The 18,604-nt window shown below is 68.5% G+C and carries 20 protein-coding genes; 11 read left to right on the top strand and 9 right to left on the bottom strand.

The window, feature by feature from the left end:
• The first annotated feature begins 4 nt into the window (after nt 1-4).
• The 4 genes from OWC43_RS06095 to OWC43_RS06080 all read left to right on the top strand — a co-directional run bounded on the left by OWC43_RS06095 (nt 5) and on the right by OWC43_RS06080 (nt 3,225).
• Nucleotides 5-637, top strand: coding sequence for a thiamine phosphate synthase (locus tag OWC43_RS06095; protein WP_393956057.1), 633 nt, complete (start codon nt 5-7; stop codon nt 635-637).
• 137 nt (nt 638-774) lie between these two features.
• Nucleotides 775-1,572, top strand: coding sequence for an inositol monophosphatase family protein (locus OWC43_RS06090; protein WP_137831328.1), 798 nt, complete (start codon nt 775-777; stop codon nt 1,570-1,572).
• A gap of 226 nt (nt 1,573-1,798) precedes the next feature.
• Nucleotides 1,799-2,344 (top strand): adenine phosphoribosyltransferase, encoded by a 546-nt coding sequence (locus tag OWC43_RS06085; protein WP_137831327.1) that lies wholly within the window; start codon nt 1,799-1,801, stop codon nt 2,342-2,344.
• A gap of 296 nt (nt 2,345-2,640) precedes the next feature.
• Nucleotides 2,641-3,225, top strand: a complete 585-nt coding sequence (locus OWC43_RS06080) for a PepSY domain-containing protein (protein WP_137831326.1) — start codon at nt 2,641-2,643, stop codon at nt 3,223-3,225.
• Between the two features lie 209 nt (nt 3,226-3,434).
• Here the strand turns inward: OWC43_RS06080 and purQ are convergent, their stop codons facing one another.
• The 5 genes from purQ to OWC43_RS06055 all read right to left on the bottom strand — a co-directional run bounded on the left by purQ (nt 3,435) and on the right by OWC43_RS06055 (nt 7,027).
• The gene (gene purQ / locus OWC43_RS06075) at nt 3,435-4,115 is read right to left on the bottom strand and encodes a phosphoribosylformylglycinamidine synthase subunit PurQ (RefSeq protein WP_137831325.1); all 681 of its coding nucleotides are present in this window, start codon (nt 4,113-4,115) and stop codon (nt 3,435-3,437) included.
• Complete coding sequence (gene purS, locus OWC43_RS06070; protein WP_137831324.1) at nt 4,115-4,354, bottom strand: phosphoribosylformylglycinamidine synthase subunit PurS; 240 nt, start codon at nt 4,352-4,354, stop codon at nt 4,115-4,117. The genes purQ and purS overlap by 1 nt, the downstream gene beginning before the upstream one ends.
• A 140-nt stretch (nt 4,355-4,494) precedes the next feature.
• A complete protein-coding gene (locus OWC43_RS06065) occupies nt 4,495-4,713 on the bottom strand; it encodes a hypothetical protein (protein ID WP_137831323.1) in 219 nt (72 codons plus the stop codon).
• A 256-nt stretch (nt 4,714-4,969) separates the two neighbouring features.
• Complete coding sequence (locus tag OWC43_RS06060; protein ID WP_137831322.1) at nt 4,970-5,572, bottom strand: ActR/PrrA/RegA family redox response regulator transcription factor; 603 nt, start codon at nt 5,570-5,572, stop codon at nt 4,970-4,972.
• A 36-nt stretch (nt 5,573-5,608) separates the two neighbouring features.
• Nucleotides 5,609-7,027, bottom strand: coding sequence for an ActS/PrrB/RegB family redox-sensitive histidine kinase (locus tag OWC43_RS06055; protein WP_393958505.1), 1,419 nt, complete (start codon nt 7,025-7,027; stop codon nt 5,609-5,611).
• A gap of 134 nt (nt 7,028-7,161) precedes the next feature.
• Between OWC43_RS06055 and OWC43_RS06050 the strand changes: the two genes are divergently transcribed.
• Together OWC43_RS06050 and OWC43_RS06045 are read left to right on the top strand one after the other, a co-directional pair.
• Nucleotides 7,162-8,409 carry a polyhydroxyalkanoate depolymerase gene (locus tag OWC43_RS06050; protein ID WP_393956056.1) on the top strand — a complete coding sequence of 416 codons (1,248 nt, stop codon included), beginning with the start codon at nt 7,162-7,164 and terminating at the stop codon, nt 8,407-8,409.
• Between the two features lie 85 nt (nt 8,410-8,494).
• Nucleotides 8,495-9,220, top strand: a complete 726-nt coding sequence (locus OWC43_RS06045) for a M48 family metallopeptidase (protein ID WP_393956055.1) — start codon at nt 8,495-8,497, stop codon at nt 9,218-9,220.
• A gap of 16 nt (nt 9,221-9,236) precedes the next feature.
• On the opposite strand, the gene OWC43_RS06040 is transcribed toward OWC43_RS06045, so the two are convergent.
• A complete protein-coding gene (locus tag OWC43_RS06040; protein ID WP_393956053.1) occupies nt 9,237-9,665 on the bottom strand; it encodes a hypothetical protein in 429 nt (142 codons plus the stop codon).
• Nucleotides 9,666-9,887: 222 nt separating this feature from the next.
• Here OWC43_RS06040 and OWC43_RS06035 point away from each other — a divergent pair, with 222 nt between their 5' ends.
• The 4 genes from OWC43_RS06035 (at nt 9,888) to OWC43_RS06020 (ending at nt 14,811) form a co-directional block, all read left to right on the top strand.
• Nucleotides 9,888-10,394: an invasion associated locus B family protein gene (locus tag OWC43_RS06035; protein ID WP_393958504.1), complete on the top strand. Its 507-nt coding sequence runs from the start codon at nt 9,888-9,890 to the stop codon at nt 10,392-10,394.
• 28 nt (nt 10,395-10,422) lie between these two features.
• Nucleotides 10,423-11,076 (top strand): hypothetical protein, encoded by a 654-nt coding sequence (locus OWC43_RS06030; RefSeq protein WP_393956051.1) that lies wholly within the window; start codon nt 10,423-10,425, stop codon nt 11,074-11,076.
• 109 nt (nt 11,077-11,185) lie between these two features.
• On the top strand, nt 11,186-13,156 hold the full coding sequence (locus OWC43_RS06025; RefSeq protein WP_393956050.1) for a glycosyltransferase: 1,971 nt from the start codon (nt 11,186-11,188) through the stop codon (nt 13,154-13,156).
• Nucleotides 13,153-14,811, top strand: a complete 1,659-nt coding sequence (locus OWC43_RS06020) for a glycosyltransferase (RefSeq protein ID WP_393956049.1) — start codon at nt 13,153-13,155, stop codon at nt 14,809-14,811. The genes OWC43_RS06025 and OWC43_RS06020 overlap by 4 nt, the downstream gene beginning before the upstream one ends.
• Nucleotides 14,812-14,815: 4 nt before the next feature.
• On the opposite strand, the gene purC is transcribed toward OWC43_RS06020, so the two are convergent.
• Nucleotides 14,816-15,610, bottom strand: coding sequence for a phosphoribosylaminoimidazolesuccinocarboxamide synthase (gene purC, locus OWC43_RS06015; RefSeq protein WP_012452496.1), 795 nt, complete (start codon nt 15,608-15,610; stop codon nt 14,816-14,818).
• 230 nt (nt 15,611-15,840) lie between these two features.
• Nucleotides 15,841-16,647, bottom strand: a complete 807-nt coding sequence (nth, locus tag OWC43_RS06010; protein ID WP_393956048.1) for an endonuclease III — start codon at nt 16,645-16,647, stop codon at nt 15,841-15,843.
• Nucleotides 16,648-16,667: 20 nt separating this feature from the next.
• Here nth and OWC43_RS06005 point away from each other — a divergent pair, with 20 nt between their 5' ends.
• Nucleotides 16,668-17,189 carry a DUF2244 domain-containing protein gene (locus OWC43_RS06005; RefSeq protein WP_393956047.1) on the top strand — a complete coding sequence of 174 codons (522 nt, stop codon included), beginning with the start codon at nt 16,668-16,670 and terminating at the stop codon, nt 17,187-17,189.
• A 222-nt stretch (nt 17,190-17,411) separates the two neighbouring features.
• On the opposite strand, the gene tuf is transcribed toward OWC43_RS06005, so the two are convergent.
• Nucleotides 17,412-18,602, bottom strand: coding sequence for an elongation factor Tu (gene tuf / locus OWC43_RS06000; protein ID WP_238308967.1), 1,191 nt, complete (start codon nt 18,600-18,602; stop codon nt 17,412-17,414).
• Nucleotides 18,603-18,604 lie beyond the last annotated feature (2 nt).

The raw sequence follows: 18,604 nt of genomic DNA, 5'->3' as shown, positions 1-18,604 counted from the left end.
CGCTTTGACGGAGAGGCGCCCGCTGCCGCCGTTGCTCGTCGTCACCGACCGGCACGGCACGGCACGGCCCCTCGCCGGGACGGTGCGCGCGGCGGTCGCCGGCGGCGCCCGCTTCGTCTGGCTGCGTGACCGCGACCTTGACCCGGCCTCGCGCCGGGCGCTGGCCCTCGACTGTCTCGCGATCCTGTCCCCCCTGGGCGGTCGCCTCGTCATCGGCGCCGATCGGGATCTCGCGGCGGCGACGGGGGCGCAGGGCGTCCATCTCGGTGGGGGAACGAGCCCCCGGGACATCGCCGATGCGCGGGCGACCCTTGGCCCGGATGCCCTGATCGGCGTCTCGGCGCACGCGCCGGCGGAGGTCGCGGTAGCGGCCGAAGCGGGTGCCGATTACGCGACGCTGAGCCCGATCTTCCTCACCGCCAGCAAGCCCGGCTACGGACCGGCTCTCGGCCTGGCCGCGCTGGAAGCTTGCCGGAGATTGCCCATCCCGGTCTTTGCCCTCGGCGGAATCGACGAGGCGCAGGCTTCCGATTGCCTCGGTGCGGGTGCCGCCGGAATCGCGGTGATGGGTGGGCTGATGCGCGCTCCGGATCCCGAGCAACGGACCCGCCGCCTGCTGCACGCGCTCGGCGCCTGACAGTTTCCGGAGTGGCAAACATGCCCGATCTGCGGAAGAGCCATGGCGCGCGGCGCCAACCGGTATAGAACCGGGCCGAGAATCGATCCCCCAATATCCATCAGCGCGCCCAGCCGGGCGCCCCCGAGCCGAAACGCATGATCAACTCACCCCTCATGACCGTCATGGTCGACGCCGTGCGCAAGGCGGCCCGCGGCCTCAAGCGCGACTTCGGCGAGATCGAGAACTTGCAGGTCTCGCGCAAAGGTCCGGGCAACTTCGTTTCGGCGGCCGACAAGAAGGCCGAGGACGTGCTGAGGGAAGCGCTGATGAAGGCGCGGCCCGGCTACGGCCTCGTCCTTGAGGAGAGCGGCAACATCGAGGGCACCGACAAGAGCCACACCTGGCACGTCGATCCCCTCGACGGGACCACGAACTTCCTCCACGGCATCCCGCATTTCGCGATCTCGGTCGGGCTGGAGCGCGACGGGCAGGTCGTGGCCGGCGTGATCTACGATCCGATCAAGGACGAGCTGTTCATCGCCGAGCGCGGCAAGGGCGCCTATCTCAACAACCGCCGCCTGCGGGTCTCCGGCCGGCAGGATCTGTCCGATGCCGTGGTGGCCTACGGCACGCCCTATCTGGGTCGCGGCAGCCACGGCCGGCTGCTCAAGGAAGTCGCGGCCGTGATGGCGGTCTCCGGCGGAACCCGGCGCTTCGGCTCGGCGGCGCTCGATCTCGCCTATGTCGCCTGCGGACGCACCGACCTCTACTGGGAGCGCGACCTCCAGACCTGGGACATCGCGGCGGGCATCATTCTCGTGCGCGAGGCCGGCGGCTTCGTGTCGAGCGCCGATGGCGGCGCCGAGCCGCTGGCCGCCCGCTCCGTCGCCTGCGGCAATGAAGTGCTTCAGCGCGAGCTGATCGGCCTGCTGCGCAAGGCGAACGCGTCCTGAGCCCTCGTTGAGAGGGTGACCGGCGGTGCTCCATTATCCCCGGGCGCCGCTGCGACAGCCTCGAACGGATGACGGATTCGACATGGTTTGCCACCGCATCGTGCGGGCGATGTCGAAGCTAAGCGGAGCGCAATTGGAACGACCGTCCCGGTGAATACGCTCACCGCTGGCCTCGCACGCCGCCATCTGCTCTAAACCGCGGCTGCCTTTCGAGAACGAGTCCCCCATGGAAGCCCGCCGCCACTCCGCCCTCAAGGATGCGATCCGCTCGATTCCGGATTATCCGAAGCCGGGCATCATCTTCCGCGACATCACGACCCTGCTGAGCGATCCGCGGGCGTTCCGGCGGGCCGTCGATTCGCTGGTGCATCCCTTCGCCGGGGGACGGATCGATCAGGTGGCCGGTATCGAGGCGCGGGGCTTCATCCTCGGGGGCGCCGTCGCGCACCAGCTCTCCTCCGGCTTCGTACCGATCCGCAAGAAGGGCAAGCTACCCCACAAGACGGTTTCGACGGCCTACGCCCTCGAATACGGCACCGACGAGATCGAGATCCATGTCGATGCCATCCGCCCCGGCGACCGGGTCATCCTCGTGGACGATCTCATCGCCACCGGCGGCACCGCGACGGCCGCGGTGAACCTGCTGCGTCAACTCGGGGCCGAAGTGGTGGCAGCCTGTTTCGTCATCGACCTGCCGGAAATCGGCGGCGCGCAACGGCTCCGCGACCTCGGCGTCACCGTGCGAACCCTGATGGAGTTCGAGGGGCACTGAGCCGCGCTCAGAACCGACCGGCATCGCGAGAGGCCTGCGGGCGGGCTCGCCGAGGGTCGGCGGTGGATCGGGTGCCGTCCCGAGCCAAGCCGTGCCCGACCCCGTGACCGCAGGGTCCGGCGGGTGGAGAGGCGGACCGGTTCGGGGCATGGTTCGCCCGAACGTGCCAAGCCCCGGATCCTGCTGGCAAAAGGTTCCGCGCCGCGCCGGAAAACCTATCGTCGCGACGCCGCAACCAACCGGCCGCCTTGGCGTTTTCTGCGACCCGAACAGGGCCTCGTAGAAGGATACCCGCCATGTACACGCGTTTGACTGCCGCTGCCGCCCTCCTGGCGCTGTCCACCGGTTTCGCCGCCGCTCAGAACACCACCACGACGACCACCGACAAGCCCGCGGCGTCCGGAACCGCCACGCAGGCGGGCAAGGATCTGAAGGAGTGGCAGGCTGCGCCGCTCGCCAAGACCAGCCTCGCCCAGGCCATCACCACGGCCGAGGGCAAGGAAGCGGGCGGTCGCGCCATCGACGCCGATTTCGAGCTCGCCGACGGCAAGAACCCGGCCCATTACAGCATCAAGGTCGTCTATCCGGACGGCAAGCTGGTCGAGCATGGCATCAACGCCGACACCGGCGAGCTCTACAAGAGCGAGAACCAGCCGATCGAGCGTTACTTCACCCGCCTGAAGCCCGCCGACTTCACCAATGCCAAGACTTCGCTGAAGGACGCTCTGGCGATTGCCGAGCAGAAGGCCGGTGGCGGCAAGGCCTACGAGGCCGAGGTCGAGCGCGAGGGCAACGCCGTGGAATACGAGATCTCCGTGGCGCTCCCGAACGGCTCGAAGGAGATCAAGGTCGGCCCGGACGGCACCGCCAAGGCCGACTGAGCCCGCTGGCCTGGATCCGGCATGGCAGAGCGGCGCTCCGCATCGCGTCGATGCGGCCTGCCGGATCCGTCGTGCAGGATGGGCCGATGCGAGGCTGAAATGGCCGACCGGTGGTCGGCCGTTTCAAGGGCCCGATCATGAAAAGGCCCCTCCCACGAAGCGGGGAGGGGCCTTTTCTTTTCATCTACGGAGGGGTGGAGCCGATCCGGCTACGCCGCGAGGCTGTCGAAGAGACCGCGCCCATCGGTGCCGCCGACCAGATCGTCCACGAAGTTCTCGGGATGGGGCATCATGCCGAGCACATTGCCGCTCTCGGAATAGATGCCGGCGATCGAGTTGAGCGAACCGTTGCGGTTGGCATCCTCGGTCAGGGTGCCGGAGGCATCGCAGTAGCGAAAGGCGACGCGATTCTCGCCCTCGAGACGGGCCAGAGTGTCGGCATCGGCGAAGTAGTTGCCCTCACCATGCGCGACGCAGACATCGATCACCTGACCCTCGCGATAGGCCGAGGCGAAGCGCGTGTCGGTGCGCTCCACCCGCAGGAACTGGCGGTGGCAGATGAAGCGACGCTGGACGTTGCGCATCAGCACGCCGGGCAGCAGCCCCGACTCGCACAGGATCTGGAAGCCGTTGCAGATGCCGAGGACCAGTCCGCCCCGCGCCGCGTGGGCGCGTACGGCGTCCATGGCGGCGGCGCGGCCCGCGATGGCGCCGCAGCGCAGGTAATCGCCGTAGGAGAAGCCGCCGGGCACGACGGCCAGGTCGGTGCCGGCGGGAAGTTCGGTCTCGGCATGCCAGACCTTGACGACGTCGGCCCCCGAGCGGGTCAACGCTCGGGCGACATCGCCGTCGCGGTTGGAGCCAGGAAAGACGACGACGGCCGCGCGCATCAGGCGATCTCGATCGTGTAGTTCTCGACGACGGTGTTCGCGAGAAGCTTTTCGCAAGCCGCCTTCAGCGTCGCCTCGGCCTGCGCCCGGTCGTCGGAGGCGATATCCAGATCGAACACCTTGCCCTGGCGGACGCCGGACACGTCGTCGATGCCGAGGGACTTGAGCGCCGCCTCGATCGCCTTGCCCTGAGGGTCGAGGACGCCGGTCTTCAAGGTGACGACGATGCGGGCTTTCATGGCAGTCACTCGTTCGGGTACGCGGTGGGCGCCGGGACATCGACGCCGCGGGAGGCTTGCAGGCTGGTCGGCGGATCGTTCGGTTCGGTCAACGACGACGCATCAGGAGCACAGTGTACGCCCGAAGGCATCGGGGCGCATCACCGGGCCGGCCGAAATGGCTCGGCCTTCACGGCGCGCTGCCAGAGCTGAAACATGATCCAGGCCGCGAGCAGGCTGAACAGGGCCATCAGGATATGGCCAACCGTGTCGCCGAGGTCGAACAGGCCGGCGAGGGCCCAGCCAGCGGCAATGGCGGCGGCGAACACTTCCGTGCCGACGAGCACCATCAGGCTCAGGATCGTGATCATGTTGCGCATGCGCGGGCGGTCCATTGCGTCCGTTCTGCGGGAACTAGCCCGGCGACCCCGCCTGAGGCAACCGTGGCAGACACCGGGAATGACGTGATCTGCACGCAGATCGAGCGAATGCAACCGTTCAATGGGCGGGAAAACGGCCTCAAACCGATGAGCCTGGTTCTGAATGTTTGCCGCTTACCACTCTCGATGGAAACGGCATAAAAAAGAGACCGGCGCTGGCGCCGGTCTCGTTCTCGATCGATGGGTCGGGATCGGCTCAGCGCGGGGCGCGCTTGGCCAGAATCCGCTGAAGCGTCCGACGGTGCATGTTGAGGCGCCGCGCCGTCTCCGAAACGTTGCGCCCGCACAGCTCGTAGACCCGCTGGATATGCTCCCAGCGCACCCGGTCGGCCGACATCGGGTTCTCCGGCGGGTCGGCCCGCTCGCCCGGCTGGGCCATCAGCGTCCCGTGGATCTCGTCGGCATCCGCCGGCTTGGCGAGATAGTCGAAAGCACCGAGCTTCACCGCCGTGACGGCGGTCGCGATGTTGCCGTAACCGGTCAGGATCACGCCGCGGGCTTCCGGGCGGCGTTCCTTGAGGCGGGCGATCACGTCGAGCCCGTTGCCGTCGCCGAGGCGCATGTCGATGACGGCGAAGGCCGGAGCCTTGGCTTCGACGGCGGCGACGCCTTCGCTGACGCTTTCGGCGACCTGCACGGCATAGCCGCGGCCTTCCATTGCCCGCGCAAGGCGGGTCGAGAAAGGCTTGTCGTCGTCCACGATCAAAAGGCTACGATCGGAAAAGGCGGAAAGAGGGTCGGTCTCGGAAAGAAAGGCGGTGTCCTGGCTGGGCACCGACGTCCCGCTCTGCGTCAGCATGCGGTGCTCCTCGTCGCTGGCATTCATCTGAATGCTTTATATGGGTGCGGCATCGCGTTCTGGCAGGGGTCGCAGAGAATTGTGCGCAACGGGCTGGCGCGCGATCACGTCCCTCTCGAAAATGTGACGTGCCCAGGACACCCGTACCAAGGCGCCGTGTTCGCCCGCACCGGTGATGTTCGACAGCACGAGCTGGGCCCCAGAGCGCTCGATCAAGGTCTTGGCGATGAACAGCCCGAGCCCCAACCCGGCTCCGACCGCATCGCCGGCCTGATCCGCCCCCCGCGAGCCGCCCCTGGAGCGCTCCGGGCCACGGGTCGTCACGTAGGGCTCGCCTGCCCGCAGCAGCACTTCGCTCGGGAAGCCCGGGCCGTCATCCCGGATCGTGAGCCAGACCCGCTCCAGGCTCCACCGCGCCTCGATCTCGACGCGCGAATCGGCGAAGTCGACGGCGTTGTCGACGATGTTGGCAAGGCCGAACATCACGCCCGGATTGCGCCGGCAGACCGGTTCCGGCCCCTCGCCCTGTTTCGTGACCGCGACGGCGATGCCGAGGGCGCGCTGGGGCGCCACCAATTCCTCGACCACATGGCCGAAGGTGACGGTCTGGAGAAAGCCTTCGCCCTCCTCGTTGTCCTCGCCGAGCGACGTCAGCTTTGAGAGGATGCCGCGGCAGCGATCGACCTGATCGCGCAGGAGCTTCAGATCTTCCGCCACGGCCGGCGTGGCGGTCGGGCCGAGCAGGCGATCGAGTTCCTTGGCCACGACCATGATCGTGCCGAGGGGCGTGCCCAATTCATGCGCCGCGGCGGCGGCAAGCCCGTCGAGCTGCGACAGGTGCTGCTCGCGGGCGAGCACCAGCTCCGTCGCGGCGAGCGCTTGGGCCAGCTGGCGCGTCTCCTCGGCGACCCGCCAAGCATAGACGCCGGTGAAGGCGGTGCCGAGCAGGATCGCGGTCCAGACACCGGAGACATAGAGGAAAGGCAGTTCGATGCGCCCGTCGGCGAACCAGGGCAGCGGGCGATGGACCAGGGCGAGTAGGGTCGCGAGACCGACGGCGAGGAGCCCGAGGGCAAGGGTGCGGTCGGGGGGGAGGGCCGTCGCCGAGATCAGCACCGGGGCGAGGAACAGGAGGGAGAAGGGGTTCTGCAGCCCGCCCGTCAGGAACAGGAGTGCGGCAAGCTGAACGATATCAAAGGCAAGGAGCAGGGCCGCCGAATCGTCGCTCAGCCGGTAGCTCGCCGGAAACCGGATCCGCAGCGCCAGGTTCAGCCAGCAGGATGCGGCGATGACGAGGAAGCACCAGCCGAACGGCAGGTTCAGCCCGAGCCCGAACTGCGCACCGACGACCGCGGCGCTCTGACCGGTCAGGGCCAGCCAGCGCAGCCGGACGAAGGTGTCGAGTCTGAGGTGCCGGCCTGCCGGTCGGCCGATTTCTGGGGCTGCATCGATCATGGTGATGCAGACGATAGGGCTCGTCGCCACGGCGGACACGGGGGCCGTGACGCCGCAGCCGAAATTCCTTGATCGCCTCTAAACAGACATGGGTTAAGAGGGGCGCGGACACGGTCGCAACCGGGAGCGACGAGATGGACTTGGCTTATGCGTGGTACGAGGCCGCGCGGGCGATGATGGGGCCCGCCCGCCTCGCCGCGGACATGACGCGGCACAGCCTGGAATATCCGGGCAACCCGTTCGCCTACAGCCCCTATGCCCGCTCGACCGCGGCGGCCCTCCAGATGTTCGAGCGCGCGACCCGGCGCTACGGCAAGCCGCATTTCGGCATCGTGACGACCTCGGTGGATGGGCAGCCGGTGCCGGTGTTCGAGCGCGTCGTTTGGGAACGGCCGTTCTGCCGTGTCATCGCCTTCGAACGGGGATTGAGTCGCGGACCGTCCGAGCCGCAGCCCAAGCTTCTCGTCGTGGCGCCGATGTCCGGCCATTACGCGACCCTCCTACGCGGCACGGTCGAGGCGATGCTGCCGAACCATCAGGTCTTCATCACCGACTGGTCCGACGCCCGGATGGTGCCGCTGCTGGAGGGCCGCTTCGATCTCGACACGTATATCGAGTACCTGACCGCGATGTTCCGCGACCTCGGTCCGGATCTGCATGTCATGGCGGTCTGCCAGCCGGCCGTCCCGGTCCTCGCCGCGGTGGCCGTGATGGAGGCCGACCGCGATCCGGCTGTGCCGGTCTCGATGACGTTGATGGGCGGCCCGATCGACACCCGCCGCTCGCCCACCGCCGTGAACTGCCTCGCGCAGGAGCGCGGCATGAATTGGTTCGAGAAGAACTGCATCACGGTGGTGCCGCCGCCCTATCCGGGGGCGCTGCGCCGGGTCTATCCGGGCTTCCTGCAATTGTCGGGGTTCATGGCGATGAATCTCGACCGCCACGTCACCGCCCATTCCGACATGTTCCACCACCTCGTCACCGGCGACGGCGACTCGGCGGAGAAGCATCGCGAATTCTACGACGAGTATCTCGCCGTGATGGACCTGACGGCGGAGTTCTACCTTCAGACGGTGCAGACGGTCTTCGTCGATCATGCTCTGCCGCGAGGCACGATGCGCCATGCGGGCAAGCCCGTCGATCTCTCGGCAATCCGCCGCTGCGCGATCCTCGCGGTCGAGGGCGAGAACGACGACATCTCCGGTGTCGGCCAGACCAAGGCTGCCCTCGACCTGACACCGAACCTGCCCGATACCCGCAAGGCCTATCACCTGCAGGACAAGGTCGGGCATTACGGCGTCTTCAACGGTTCGCGCTATCGCGCGGTGATCGCCCCGCGCATCGCCGCCTTCATCCGCGAAATGGCGGCGAGCCCGGCCTGACCGGGGCGGTCTCGGTGGCGAAATTCACGTGAACGACGGACGGGCGGGATGGCTGCGGCGGCTCGGGCCGGTTAACCTCCCGCCCATGTTGCGCGCGCTCCTGCGACGGCCCGATCCGGATCATATCGAGATCGATCACGACGGCCGGACTTTCCGCGTCTCGATCCTTCGGCGCCCGACCGCCCGTCGCTTGACGCTGCGGGTGTCGAACGCGACCGGTGCCGTGATCCTCACCTTGCCGGCCCGTTCGTCGCTCATCACGGCGCAGAAATTCGCGCAGAGCCACGGCGGGTGGATCGCCGCCCGCCTCGCCCGCATCCCGGAGCGCGTTCCGTTCGTGCCCGGTGCGAGCATTCCGCTGCGGGGCGTGCCCCACACCCTTCTCCACCGCGAGGGCCGGGGGACGGTGGCGGTCGATCCGGACGCCGCGACCGTCACGGTCCCGGGGGAGGCGCCGCACGTGGCGCGCCGGGTTCGCGACTTCCTGCAGCGGGAGGCACGGCGGGACCTATCGGACGCGATTGCGACCTACTCGGATCGCCTCGGCCGACGGCCGGCGGGGCTGACCCTGCGCGACACGCGCAGCCGTTGGGGTTCCTGCACGGCCAAGGGCGAGTTGAATTTCTCCTGGCGGCTGATCCTCGCGCCGCCGATGGTGCTCGACTATCTCGTCGCGCACGAGATGGCGCATCTGCGCGAGATGAACCACTCGGCCCGCTTCTGGAAGCTGACGCACGAGCTGTGCCCGAACGTCGATGCGGCGGAGGCATGGTTGAAGCGGCACGGCGCGGAGCTGCACCGCTTCGGCTGAGGGCGGCCCGCCCCGCTCAGTACTTCGTCACGATCGCCCGACGATGCGCCCGAACCCGCTCCGCGGGCCAAGCCGGGCGCGGATCGACATGGCCGGGCCAGAGCTGGCGCGGCGCGACGTTGTCGCAGACCTCGCGCTGGCGCAGGTAGGCCGGGCGCCCGAATTCGTCGCGGCGCATGAGGGTGCCGCCGTCCCGGCAGAAGCCGGCAATGGCCGCCGAATCGCCGCGGCGTCCCCGCGGATTCCGCTCCACCGGCGGATGTTCGATCGTCAGCGCGGCCTGACCGTTGAGCGAGCGCTCGACATAGGTCGTGGTCGCCTGGGGCGGCAGGTACGTCGATTCCTCGAAGGGCAGCGACAGGGCGAGGGCACCGCCGCTTCCGGCGGTGAGCAAGAGGGCCGGCAAGACAGCCGACAAGAGCGTCCGAAGGGCGGGGCGGCGCATGGTGTGGGTCCCGGAACAGGAGCGAATGCGGCAAGAGCTTGACCATGATGTAGAGCAGCCGGCGCTCCGGCGGTAGCCACGGACACACGCTTGCCGCGATTGCTTGACACCGGGTGACCCCCATGGTCCCACCTCCCGGACCTTCGCGGGGTGGATGCGAGAGCGACGAGGGGCTGGCGCGTGAGTCTGTTTTCGGGCGTAGGTCGGGTGATGCGGTCGGGCATGGAGCGCCGCCGTGTCGTGCTGGCCTGCCTGCTATCCACTGCGGCATGCCTCCTTGCCGCCGGTCCGGCCGCGGCGCAGGGCACGGTGCGCAACACCTATGACGACTGGCAGCTCCGCTGCGAGACGCCGGCCGGCGCCAAGGCCGAGCAATGCGCCCTCGTGCAGTACGTGGCGGCGGAAGACCGGCCCAACCTGACCCTCGTCGTCATCGTCCTCAAGACCGCCGACAATCGTGGCTACCTGCTGCGCGTGGTGGCGCCGCTCGGCGTGCTGCTGCCCTCCGGTCTCGGGCTGAAGATCGACCAGACCGATGTGGGGCGGGCGAGCTTCGTGCGCTGCCTGACGACCGGATGCGTCGCCGAAGTCGTCATGGACGAAGGCCTGATTCGCTCGCTCCGCGGCGGGGCGCAGGCGACCTTCATCGTGTTCCAGACGCCCGAGGAGGGGGTCGGTATCCCCGTCTCGATGAAGGGCTTCGGCGCCGGCTTCGACACGCTGAAGTGACGGGCGCGGAGAGGGCGGAATGCGCGGGATGACCACGAGAGCGCTCTTTTCCGCGGCCTGCATCGGGCTGGCGCTGGCCGGAGTCGGCGCCGCGCGGGCCGAATCGGGCGGCTTCTTCAAGAACCTGTTCGGCGGCGGGAGCGGCGAAGGCAGTGGCGGAGGCGGCAGTCTCATGGCTCCCAAGGCGTTCGATCCCAACGACGTCTATTGCCCGGCCGTCTTCGTGCCGGACGGTGGGGCGGCGATCCAAGCCTTCGCCGGAGCGGCGGGCGACAACACCCGCCTGCGCCATCAAATCGTGGTTTCCCGTCTGAGCCGTGAGTGCCAGGCGCGGGGCGACGGAACGGTGTCCGTGCGGGTCGGCGTAGAGGTACGGGCCATGCTCGGTCCCGCAGGGGCCAGCGGGCGCTTCGATGCGCCGGTGACTGTGTCGATCAAATATAATGAGCAGCCGGTGATGAGCCGGACGCACCGGGTTGCGATTCCGATCCCGGCGGGGACCGCTCAAGGCGAGGCCTCGGTGATCGAGAACGATCTGATCGTGCCCGCCGACAAGGCCTGGGGCTACGATATCGAGGTCACCCTCGCGGGGCAGAAGGCCAAGCCCGTCGCGCGGCGCCGCAAGTCCGCGCCCGAAGCCGCGAAAGCCGCCCAGAGCGAAGCCCCGGTGGCGGGCCAGTGATGTTCGGCCGTCCGACGCTTTGGCCGCGTGGAGGGCGCGTCTGAGCCCGACAACGCACGGCACCGCCGGATCGGATGGAGCGTGGCAGGGCCGCGAGACGCCCTTCTCTGTGACGGCAACCGACGACCCGCTCTTCGACCGCCGCCTCGTCCTACCGCCCGAGGTCGCCGGCGGCTGGATCGTGCTGCGCTACGCCCTCCCGGTTCGCGCAAGACCGCAGCGCCCGCTCCTGCGACTACGCCGCTCGGGGGGGCGCATCGACCGCTTCGTGCTGCCGGGCCCGGTCCTCGGCACCGCACATTGGCTGGGCTACCTGCCCGCCGATTGCGCGGCGATCGAGATCGCCGGTGGGCAGGGCTTCGCGTTGGAGCGGGTCGGCGCGCGGACCTCGGCGAATGTCTTCGCCGAATGCCTCAGGAAATATCCCCTCCGCGCCCTCGGGGGCCTTCGTGCCCTGGTGCGAGGCGATGAGCGGCGCTGGCGCGACAGTCTGCGCGGTGCCTGCGCAGCCACTCCCCTCGCGGATTTTGATCGGTGGCACCGGACGCGTGGCGCCGTGCCTTTGCCGGAAACACCCGCGCCGGCCATCCGGATCCGTCTCGTCCTGGCGGCGGAAGGGGCGGAAGTCGCTGCGATCACGGACACGCTCGCGGCCTTGAAAGCCCAGAGCCATACGAACTGGTCCCTTCACCTTGCGGGTGGTCAGGGGTGGGTCGATCCCGCTGCTGCGGACCCCCGCATCCATCGTGCGGCGTGGAGTCCGGATGCCACGGCCCTGTCCCTCTGCGGCGAAGCAGACCTCTTCGGTCTGCTGCGACCGGGGGATCGTCTCGCCCCCGAGGCCTTGGCCCATCTCGCGGCCGCGTTCCAAGAGACCAAGCCCGACTTGATCTACGCGGACGAAGAAGTCGGTCTCGTCGCGCCGACGCCGCGACTCAAGCCGGACTGGAGCCCCGACCTCGCGCGGGTGACGGGTTACCTCGGCGTTCCGACCCTTCTGGCCCGAGCCTTCCTTACCCAGCTGCCGGTCGAGCCGGTGGGGGCGCCGGAGACCTTCGCGATCACCCTGGATCTGGCCGCCTGCCGTGCCGCTGCCGTGGTCCACCTCCCGCGCATTCTATGCCGCCGCATCGCCATCCCCGAAGATGCCGCCGCGCGAGCGGCCCATCTCGAAGCGCAGCTGCGGGCAGCGGGCGAGCCCGCCCGCGCGATCCTGCGCGACGGAACGCTCGACCTTCACCGGAATCGGCCGGAACCCGCGCCCCTCGTCAGCATCGTCATCCCATCCCGCGACCGGCCCGACCTGATCGCGCGCGTCACCGCCGACGTGCTGGACCGGACCGATTACCCGGCGATCGACCTCGTCATCGTCGACAATGGTTCGACCGATCCGGCGGTGCTCGCGCTGTACGACCGCCTGCGGGCCGATCCGCGGGTGCGCATCGAGGCGTTTCCGCAGCCGTTCAATTTCGCCGCCATGGTCAATCAAGGGGTCGAGGCCGCGAGGGGCGAGATCCTGGTCCTGCTCAACAACGACGTGGCGGTGCTGCGTCCCGACTGGCTCGACGCTATGGTCGCCCAGGCCGTGCGGCCGGAGGTCGGCGCGGTCGGTGCCAAACTTCTCTACGAGGACGGGCGCCTCCAGCATGCCGGCGTCGTCGTCGGCCTCGGCGGCGAGGCGGGTCATATCCTCCGCCGCCGCCCGGCCGAAACGGCGGGCCATCTCGGCCGGATGCGGGTCACCCACGAGGTTTCCGCGGTCACCGCCGCCTGCCTCGCGGTCTCCCGCGACAAATACCGGGCGGTGGGCGGTTTCGATGCCGTGGCCTTCGCGGTCGATTTCAACGACGTCGATTTCTGCCTGCGGCTTCGGGCTGCCGGCTGGAAGACGGTATGGACGCCCCAAGCAGTCCTGTCCCATCTCGAATCGGTGAGCCGCGGCCGTCCCACCGGGGCTGCCCGTGCACGATTCGAGCGCGAGGCCGCCGTCTTCGCCGAGCGCTGGCGGGAGGTCATCCGCCATGATCCGTACTACCATCCCGCCCTGTCGCTCACGACGTTCGGCGAGGATCTCGAATGACGGGAGCGCCGCTTTCCGACGCCCTGCTCTTCGCGACCGCGCCCGCCCCGGGGATCATCGCCCGCCTCGTCCGGGCGGCGCGCCACCCGTCCCGGCTTCTCTCGATCCTGATGACCCGGCTGGCCGGTCGCCGCGTGCGGGCGGCGCAGGCTTTCGTCGCCCTGGCCGGCGCGGGTCATCACCTCTGGCAGCCCGGCCCTGGGCCGGCTTCCGAACCGGATGCGACCCTCGCCCGGCACGGCATCGAGCGGATCGAGCCGAGCGAGGACGGCACCCTACGGATCGCCGCCGAGGGGCCGCCCCTCGTCCTTCTCGCGGCCCCCGGTCACGCGCTGGTCGAGGGCGCGTCCGCCGCCATCGCCACGGCCTTCACCGATCCGGCGATCCACGCCCTCTACGGCGATGCGCTCGTACGAACCGCGCCGGGCAAGGCTTGGCTTCCGCTGCTGCGGCCGGCCTTCGATCCGGTTCTCCTGCGCGCCGTCGATCATCTTGGCCCGGTTCTGGCGCTGCGGCGCGCCAGCGTTTGCGGCATCGCGCCCGTCCCCGGCGCCGTCGCCATGGACCTCGTCCTCGAATGCGCCGCCCGCTTCGGACGCGCGAGCGTGCGCCACCTGCCGCGCTTGCTCTCGGCCTCGACGTTCCAGGCCGAGAGGGGAGGGGAGGCAGGCCGCGTTGCGTCGCGCCTCGGCCGCCTCGACGCGGTGCGGCGCGATCTCGACCGGACGGGGGAGGGCGCCACCCTGGCCTTCGTTGAGGCGGACGGCGTGATCCGCCTCGAGCGACCCCTGCCGATGCCGCGTCCTCTGGTCAGCCTGATCGTGCCGACGCGCGATCGGCTCGACCTGCTCCGTCCCTGCATCGAGAGTCTGAGGGCCCGCACCGATTGGCCCGCAAAGGAGATCCTGATCTGCGACAACGGCAGCTGCGAGCCGGCGACGCATGCCTATTTCGCGGAACTCCAGGCAGCCAGCGCCGCGCGCATCCTGGCCTGCGATGGCCCGTTCGATTTCGCCGCAATCAACAACCGGGCCGCGGCGCAGGCGCAGGGCGATGTGCTCGCGTTCATCAACAACGATGTCGAGGCCGATCATTCCGACTGGCTCGAGCGCATGGTGCGCGAGGCCCTGCGCCCCGATATCGGCGCCGTCGGCGCCCGGCTGATCGACGGCGAGGGGCGGATCCAGCATAGCGGCATCGTGCTCGGCAGCGGCGGTCTCGCCACCCATGGTCACCGTCATTTTTCGCAGGATGCGCCCGGCTACCTGTCGGCGCTTCGCGTGACGCGCTCGGTCGCGGCGGTGACCGCCGCCTGCCTAGTGATCGAGGCGCACAAGTTCAGGGATATCGGCGGGTTCGACTCGACCTTCGCCGTCGATTTCAACGATCTCGATCTCTGCCTGCGCCTCAACGCGGCCGGGCTGCGGACGCTCTATGTTGGCGGCGCCGTTCTGCAGCATCGCGAGTCGGCGAGCCGACGGCCTTCGCCCGAGGCCGCCGCCCGCCATGCCACCGAAGTAGAGGCGTTGAAAAAACGATGGGGGCCACTGCTGATGCAGGACCCCCATTATCATCCGGGCTTCGACCCGAATCTCTCGACGCATATGCTCCTGCGCCGCGGCTGGACCGGCCTGGAGCCGGCCACGCCGCGGTGAGGCATCACTGAACGAGGCGGGGCCCGCCGGCCTGCACCTTCTCGTTCTCGGACATGATGCCGAGGCGCTTGGCGACTTCGGTATAGGCCTCGATCAGACCGCCCAGATCCTTGCGGAAGCGATCCTTGTCGAGCTTGTCCGAGGACTTGATGTCCCAGAGGCGGCAGGAATCGGGGGAGATCTCGTCGGCTACGACGATGCGCATCAGGTCGCCCTCCCACAGGCGCCCGGTCTCCATCTTGAAGTCGACGAGGCGGATGCCGACGCCGAGGAAGAGGCCGGACAGGAAGTCATTGACGCGGATCGCCAGCGCCATGATGTCGTCGATCTCCTGCGGCGTCGCCCAGCCGAAGGCCGTGATATGCTCCTCGGACACCATCGGGTCGTTGAGCTGGTCGTTCTTGTAGTAGAACTCGATGATCGAGCGCGGCAGCTGGGTGCCTTCCTCCAGCCCGAGCCGCTGGGCCAGCGAGCCCGCCGCCACGTTGCGCACCACCACTTCGAGCGGAATGATCTCCACTTCGCGGATCAGCTGCTCACGCATGTTGAGGCGGCGGATGAAGTGGGTCGGCACGCCGATATCGTTGAGGTGCTGAAAAACGAACTCGGAGATCCGGTTGTTCAGCACGCCCTTGCCGTCGATGACCTCATGCTTCTTCGCGTTGAAGGCGGTCGCATCGTCCTTGAAGTGTTGGATGAGCGTCCCCGGCTCGGGTCCCTCGTAGAGGACCTTCGCCTTGCCCTCGTAAATGCGACGGCGGCGGTTCATAGGCGTGTACCGTGGTTTGAGGAAGTCCATGGGGCCGTGGCTCCTTCGGAACTGGCACGTGAAGCGATCCGCGGCGCGGCGACCCGTCTGGCGGGTAGGCGACCGGAGCGTCTTCCCGGGACAACAACCCGCGGGAAATAGTCCCGGCCGCCGTAGCATCTCTGTACCGGAACGGGCTTTGCAGCACAACGCGTTGGCCTTGCACGCCAATGCCCGCAGGGCTGCGGTGGAGGCCGGCTCCGTGAGCCTCGATCGCCGGATCAGGCCGATATGGGGGTGAGTTCCATCGTCTTGGAGGGGTAGCGGCACAGATCGGCGATGCGGCAACGCGGGCAGTCCGGGCGCCGGGCCTTGCAGGTGTAGCGTCCGTGCAGGATCAGCCAGTGATGCGCGTTGAGACGGTACGGTTCCGGCACCCGCGCTTCGAGGCCGGCTTGGACCTTGTCCGTGGTCGGTGCGCTGAACAGGGGGACGCGGTTCGACACCCGGAAGATGTGGGTGTCCACGGCGATGCGGGGCACGCCGAAGGCCACGTTCAGCACCACGCTCGCGGTCTTGGTGCCGACGCCGGGAAGCACTTCGAGATCGGCCGCCTCCCGCGGCACCTCGCCCCCGTGCCGCTCCAAGAGGATGCGCGACAGCGCAATCACGTTCTTGGCCTTCGTGTTGAACAGCCCGATGGTGCGGATGAAGTGGCGCACGCGCTCCTCGCCGAGATCCAGCATCTTCTGCGGCGTATCGGCGATGGCGAAGAGGGGTTCGGTCGCGAGGTTGACGCTCTTGTCGGTCGCCTGGGCAGAGAGCACCACGGCGACGAGCAAGGTGTAGGGGTTGAGATACTGAAGCTCCGAGCGCGGCTCCGGATCAGCCTCGTGCAGCCGTTCGAAGATGGCGATCAGGGTGTCGTCGTCCACGGGAGCGGGGACGGTGTCGACATGGCCCGTGAGGACGGGGCCGAGCGTTGCGCCGGGTTGAGCCGGTTTCTTACCGGACACTGTGCCGACGACAGGTTTCGAACGACGCCGTTCTGTTTCGGAAACGCGCGGCGCAGGCTTTTTCGGGGGCATCGGCGCGTTATATTGCGCGCATGGTCAGCGGCAACCTTTCTTCGCATCCCGACGGCCTCGACCCGGCGATCATGGATCGCCCGCTCTATACGGCCGTCATTCGCCCGAACCAGTCGCTCGGTCGCGACGGCTTCCGCATCGTGATGGGGCTGTGCTGCCTCGTCTCCCTCGTGACCTCGATCGCCTGCTGGCGCGCCGGCTTCTGGCCGGTGGCCGGCTTCTTCGGCCTCGATATGCTGGCTCTCTACGTCGCCCTGAGGGTGAGCCTCAGGCGGGGCCGCTCCTTCGAGGAAGTCGCGATCTCGCCGCTCGAAGTCTCGCTGGCGCGGATCGATCCACGGGGTGGGCGCCGCGAGTGGCGCTTCAATCCGCTTTGGACGAAGCTCAGCCGCTTGGATGACGAGGAATTCGGCCTGCGCCGTCTCACCCTCGTCTCCCGCCGCGAGCATGTCGTCGTCGCCCGCGATGCCGATCCCGTCGAGCGCGAACGGGTTGCCGATGGCTTGGCCCTGGCACTGGCCCAGGTGAAGAAGGGGTTCTGAGCACACCCCTCTCGCCAACGGGCGTTCGGCAAGGCCAGGATGTCCCGTGGCGGGCGTTTTCACATTTCTCCGCGTTTTCCCGGTTGACGCGGGCTGGGGCGTCCCGTAGAAGCATTTTCACCGACGGGGCGCGGCGGTCCACCTCTCTGGTGGTTCGGGGCTCCTGAGGGTTTCGGGACTGTTTGAGCGGCACGGCTGATCCGGGCGACTGGATCGGGCGATTTAGTCGTTGATGGCGGCGACGACGCCGGCACCGACGGTGCGGCCACCCTCGCGGATGGCGAAGCGCAGCTTCTCTTCCATCGCCACCGGCACGATCAGCGCCACGTCCATCGTCACGTTGTCGCCCGGCATCACCATCTCGGTGCCTTCCGGCAGCGTGCAGATGCCGGTCACGTCCGTGGTGCGGAAGTAGAACTGCGGGCGGTAGTTGGTGAAGAACGGCGTGTGGCGGCCGCCCTCCTCCTTCGTCAGGATGTAGGCCTCGGCCTTGAACTTCGAGTGCGGCTTCACCGAACCCGGCTTGCACACCACCTGGCCGCGCTCCACGTCCTCGCGCTTCGTGCCGCGCAGCAGCACGCCGACGTTGTCGCCCGCCTGGCCCTGGTCGAGCAGCTTGCGGAACATCTCGACGCCCGTCACCGTCGTCGTCGTCGTCGCCCGGATGCCGACGATCTCCACCGTCTCGCCGACCTTCACGATGCCGCGCTCGACGCGACCCGTCACCACCGTGCCGCGGCCCGAGATCGAGAACACGTCCTCGATCGGCATCAGGAACGGCATGTCGATCGGACGCTCCGGCTGCGGGATGTAGGCGTCCACCGTCTCCATCAGCTTCAGAACGGCTTCCTTACCGATCTTCGGCTCCTTGTCCTCGAGCGCCATCAGCGCCGAGCCCTTGGTGATCGGGATGTCGTCGCCGGGGAAGTCGTACTTCGAGAGAAGCTCGCGCACCTCGAGCTCGACCAGCTCCAGCAGCTCCTCGTCGTCGACCATGTCGACCTTGTTGAGGAACACCACCAGCGCCGGAACGCCGACCTGACGCGCCAGCAGGATGTGCTCGCGGGTCTGCGGCATCGGGCCGTCGGCCGCCGACACCACCAGGATCGCGCCGTCCATCTGCGCCGCGCCCGTGATCATGTTCTTCACGTAGTCGGCGTGGCCGGGGCAATCGACGTGGGCGTAGTGGCGGTTCGTCGTCTCGTACTCGACGTGGGCGGTCGAGATCGTGATCCCGCGCGCCTTCTCCTCCGGCGCCTTGTCGATCTGGTCGTAGGCCGTGAACGTCGCGCCGCCCGACTCCGCCAGAACCTTCGTGATCGCCGCCGTCAGTGACGTCTTGCCGTGATCGACGTGACCGATCGTGCCGATGTTGCAGTGCGGCTTCGTGCGGCTGAACTTTTCCTTGCCCATCG

The organism is Methylorubrum sp. POS3 (genome assembly GCF_043352485.1).
In the GTDB taxonomy this organism is placed as follows: domain Bacteria; phylum Pseudomonadota; class Alphaproteobacteria; order Rhizobiales; family Beijerinckiaceae; genus Methylobacterium; species Methylobacterium suomiense.
This window is presented reverse-complemented; position numbering and strand designations above follow the sequence as displayed.

Excerpts from the sequence above, each read along its gene's own strand:
- OWC43_RS06065 (WP_137831323.1), bottom strand. The coding sequence starts at position 4,713 with ATGCGCAACATGATCACGATCCTGAGCCTGATGGTGCTCGTCGGCACG.
- OWC43_RS06005 (WP_393956047.1), top strand. The coding sequence starts at position 16,668 with ATGGTCAGCGGCAACCTTTCTTCGCATCCCGACGGCCTCGACCCGGCG.
- OWC43_RS06040 (WP_393956053.1), bottom strand. The coding sequence starts at position 9,665 with ATGCGCCGCCCCGCCCTTCGGACGCTCTTGTCGGCTGTCTTGCCGGCC.
- purC (WP_012452496.1), bottom strand. The coding sequence starts at position 15,610 with ATGGACTTCCTCAAACCACGGTACACGCCTATGAACCGCCGCCGTCGC.
- OWC43_RS06020 (WP_393956049.1), top strand. The coding sequence starts at position 13,153 with ATGACGGGAGCGCCGCTTTCCGACGCCCTGCTCTTCGCGACCGCGCCC.
- OWC43_RS06035 (WP_393958504.1), top strand. The coding sequence starts at position 9,888 with ATGGAGCGCCGCCGTGTCGTGCTGGCCTGCCTGCTATCCACTGCGGCA.
- OWC43_RS06090 (WP_137831328.1), top strand. The coding sequence starts at position 775 with ATGATCAACTCACCCCTCATGACCGTCATGGTCGACGCCGTGCGCAAG.
- OWC43_RS06055 (WP_393958505.1), bottom strand. The coding sequence starts at position 7,027 with ATGATCGATGCAGCCCCAGAAATCGGCCGACCGGCAGGCCGGCACCTC.
- OWC43_RS06060 (WP_137831322.1), bottom strand. The coding sequence starts at position 5,572 with ATGCTGACGCAGAGCGGGACGTCGGTGCCCAGCCAGGACACCGCCTTT.
- nth (WP_393956048.1), bottom strand. The coding sequence starts at position 16,647 with ATGCCCCCGAAAAAGCCTGCGCCGCGCGTTTCCGAAACAGAACGGCGT.
- OWC43_RS06050 (WP_393956056.1), top strand. The coding sequence starts at position 7,162 with ATGGACTTGGCTTATGCGTGGTACGAGGCCGCGCGGGCGATGATGGGG.
- OWC43_RS06085 (WP_137831327.1), top strand. The coding sequence starts at position 1,799 with ATGGAAGCCCGCCGCCACTCCGCCCTCAAGGATGCGATCCGCTCGATT.
- OWC43_RS06080 (WP_137831326.1), top strand. The coding sequence starts at position 2,641 with ATGTACACGCGTTTGACTGCCGCTGCCGCCCTCCTGGCGCTGTCCACC.
- OWC43_RS06045 (WP_393956055.1), top strand. The coding sequence starts at position 8,495 with ATGTTGCGCGCGCTCCTGCGACGGCCCGATCCGGATCATATCGAGATC.
- purQ (WP_137831325.1), bottom strand. The coding sequence starts at position 4,115 with ATGCGCGCGGCCGTCGTCGTCTTTCCTGGCTCCAACCGCGACGGCGAT.
- tuf (WP_238308967.1), bottom strand. The coding sequence starts at position 18,602 with ATGGGCAAGGAAAAGTTCAGCCGCACGAAGCCGCACTGCAACATCGGC.
- purS (WP_137831324.1), bottom strand. The coding sequence starts at position 4,354 with ATGAAAGCCCGCATCGTCGTCACCTTGAAGACCGGCGTCCTCGACCCT.
- OWC43_RS06030 (WP_393956051.1), top strand. The coding sequence starts at position 10,423 with ATGACCACGAGAGCGCTCTTTTCCGCGGCCTGCATCGGGCTGGCGCTG.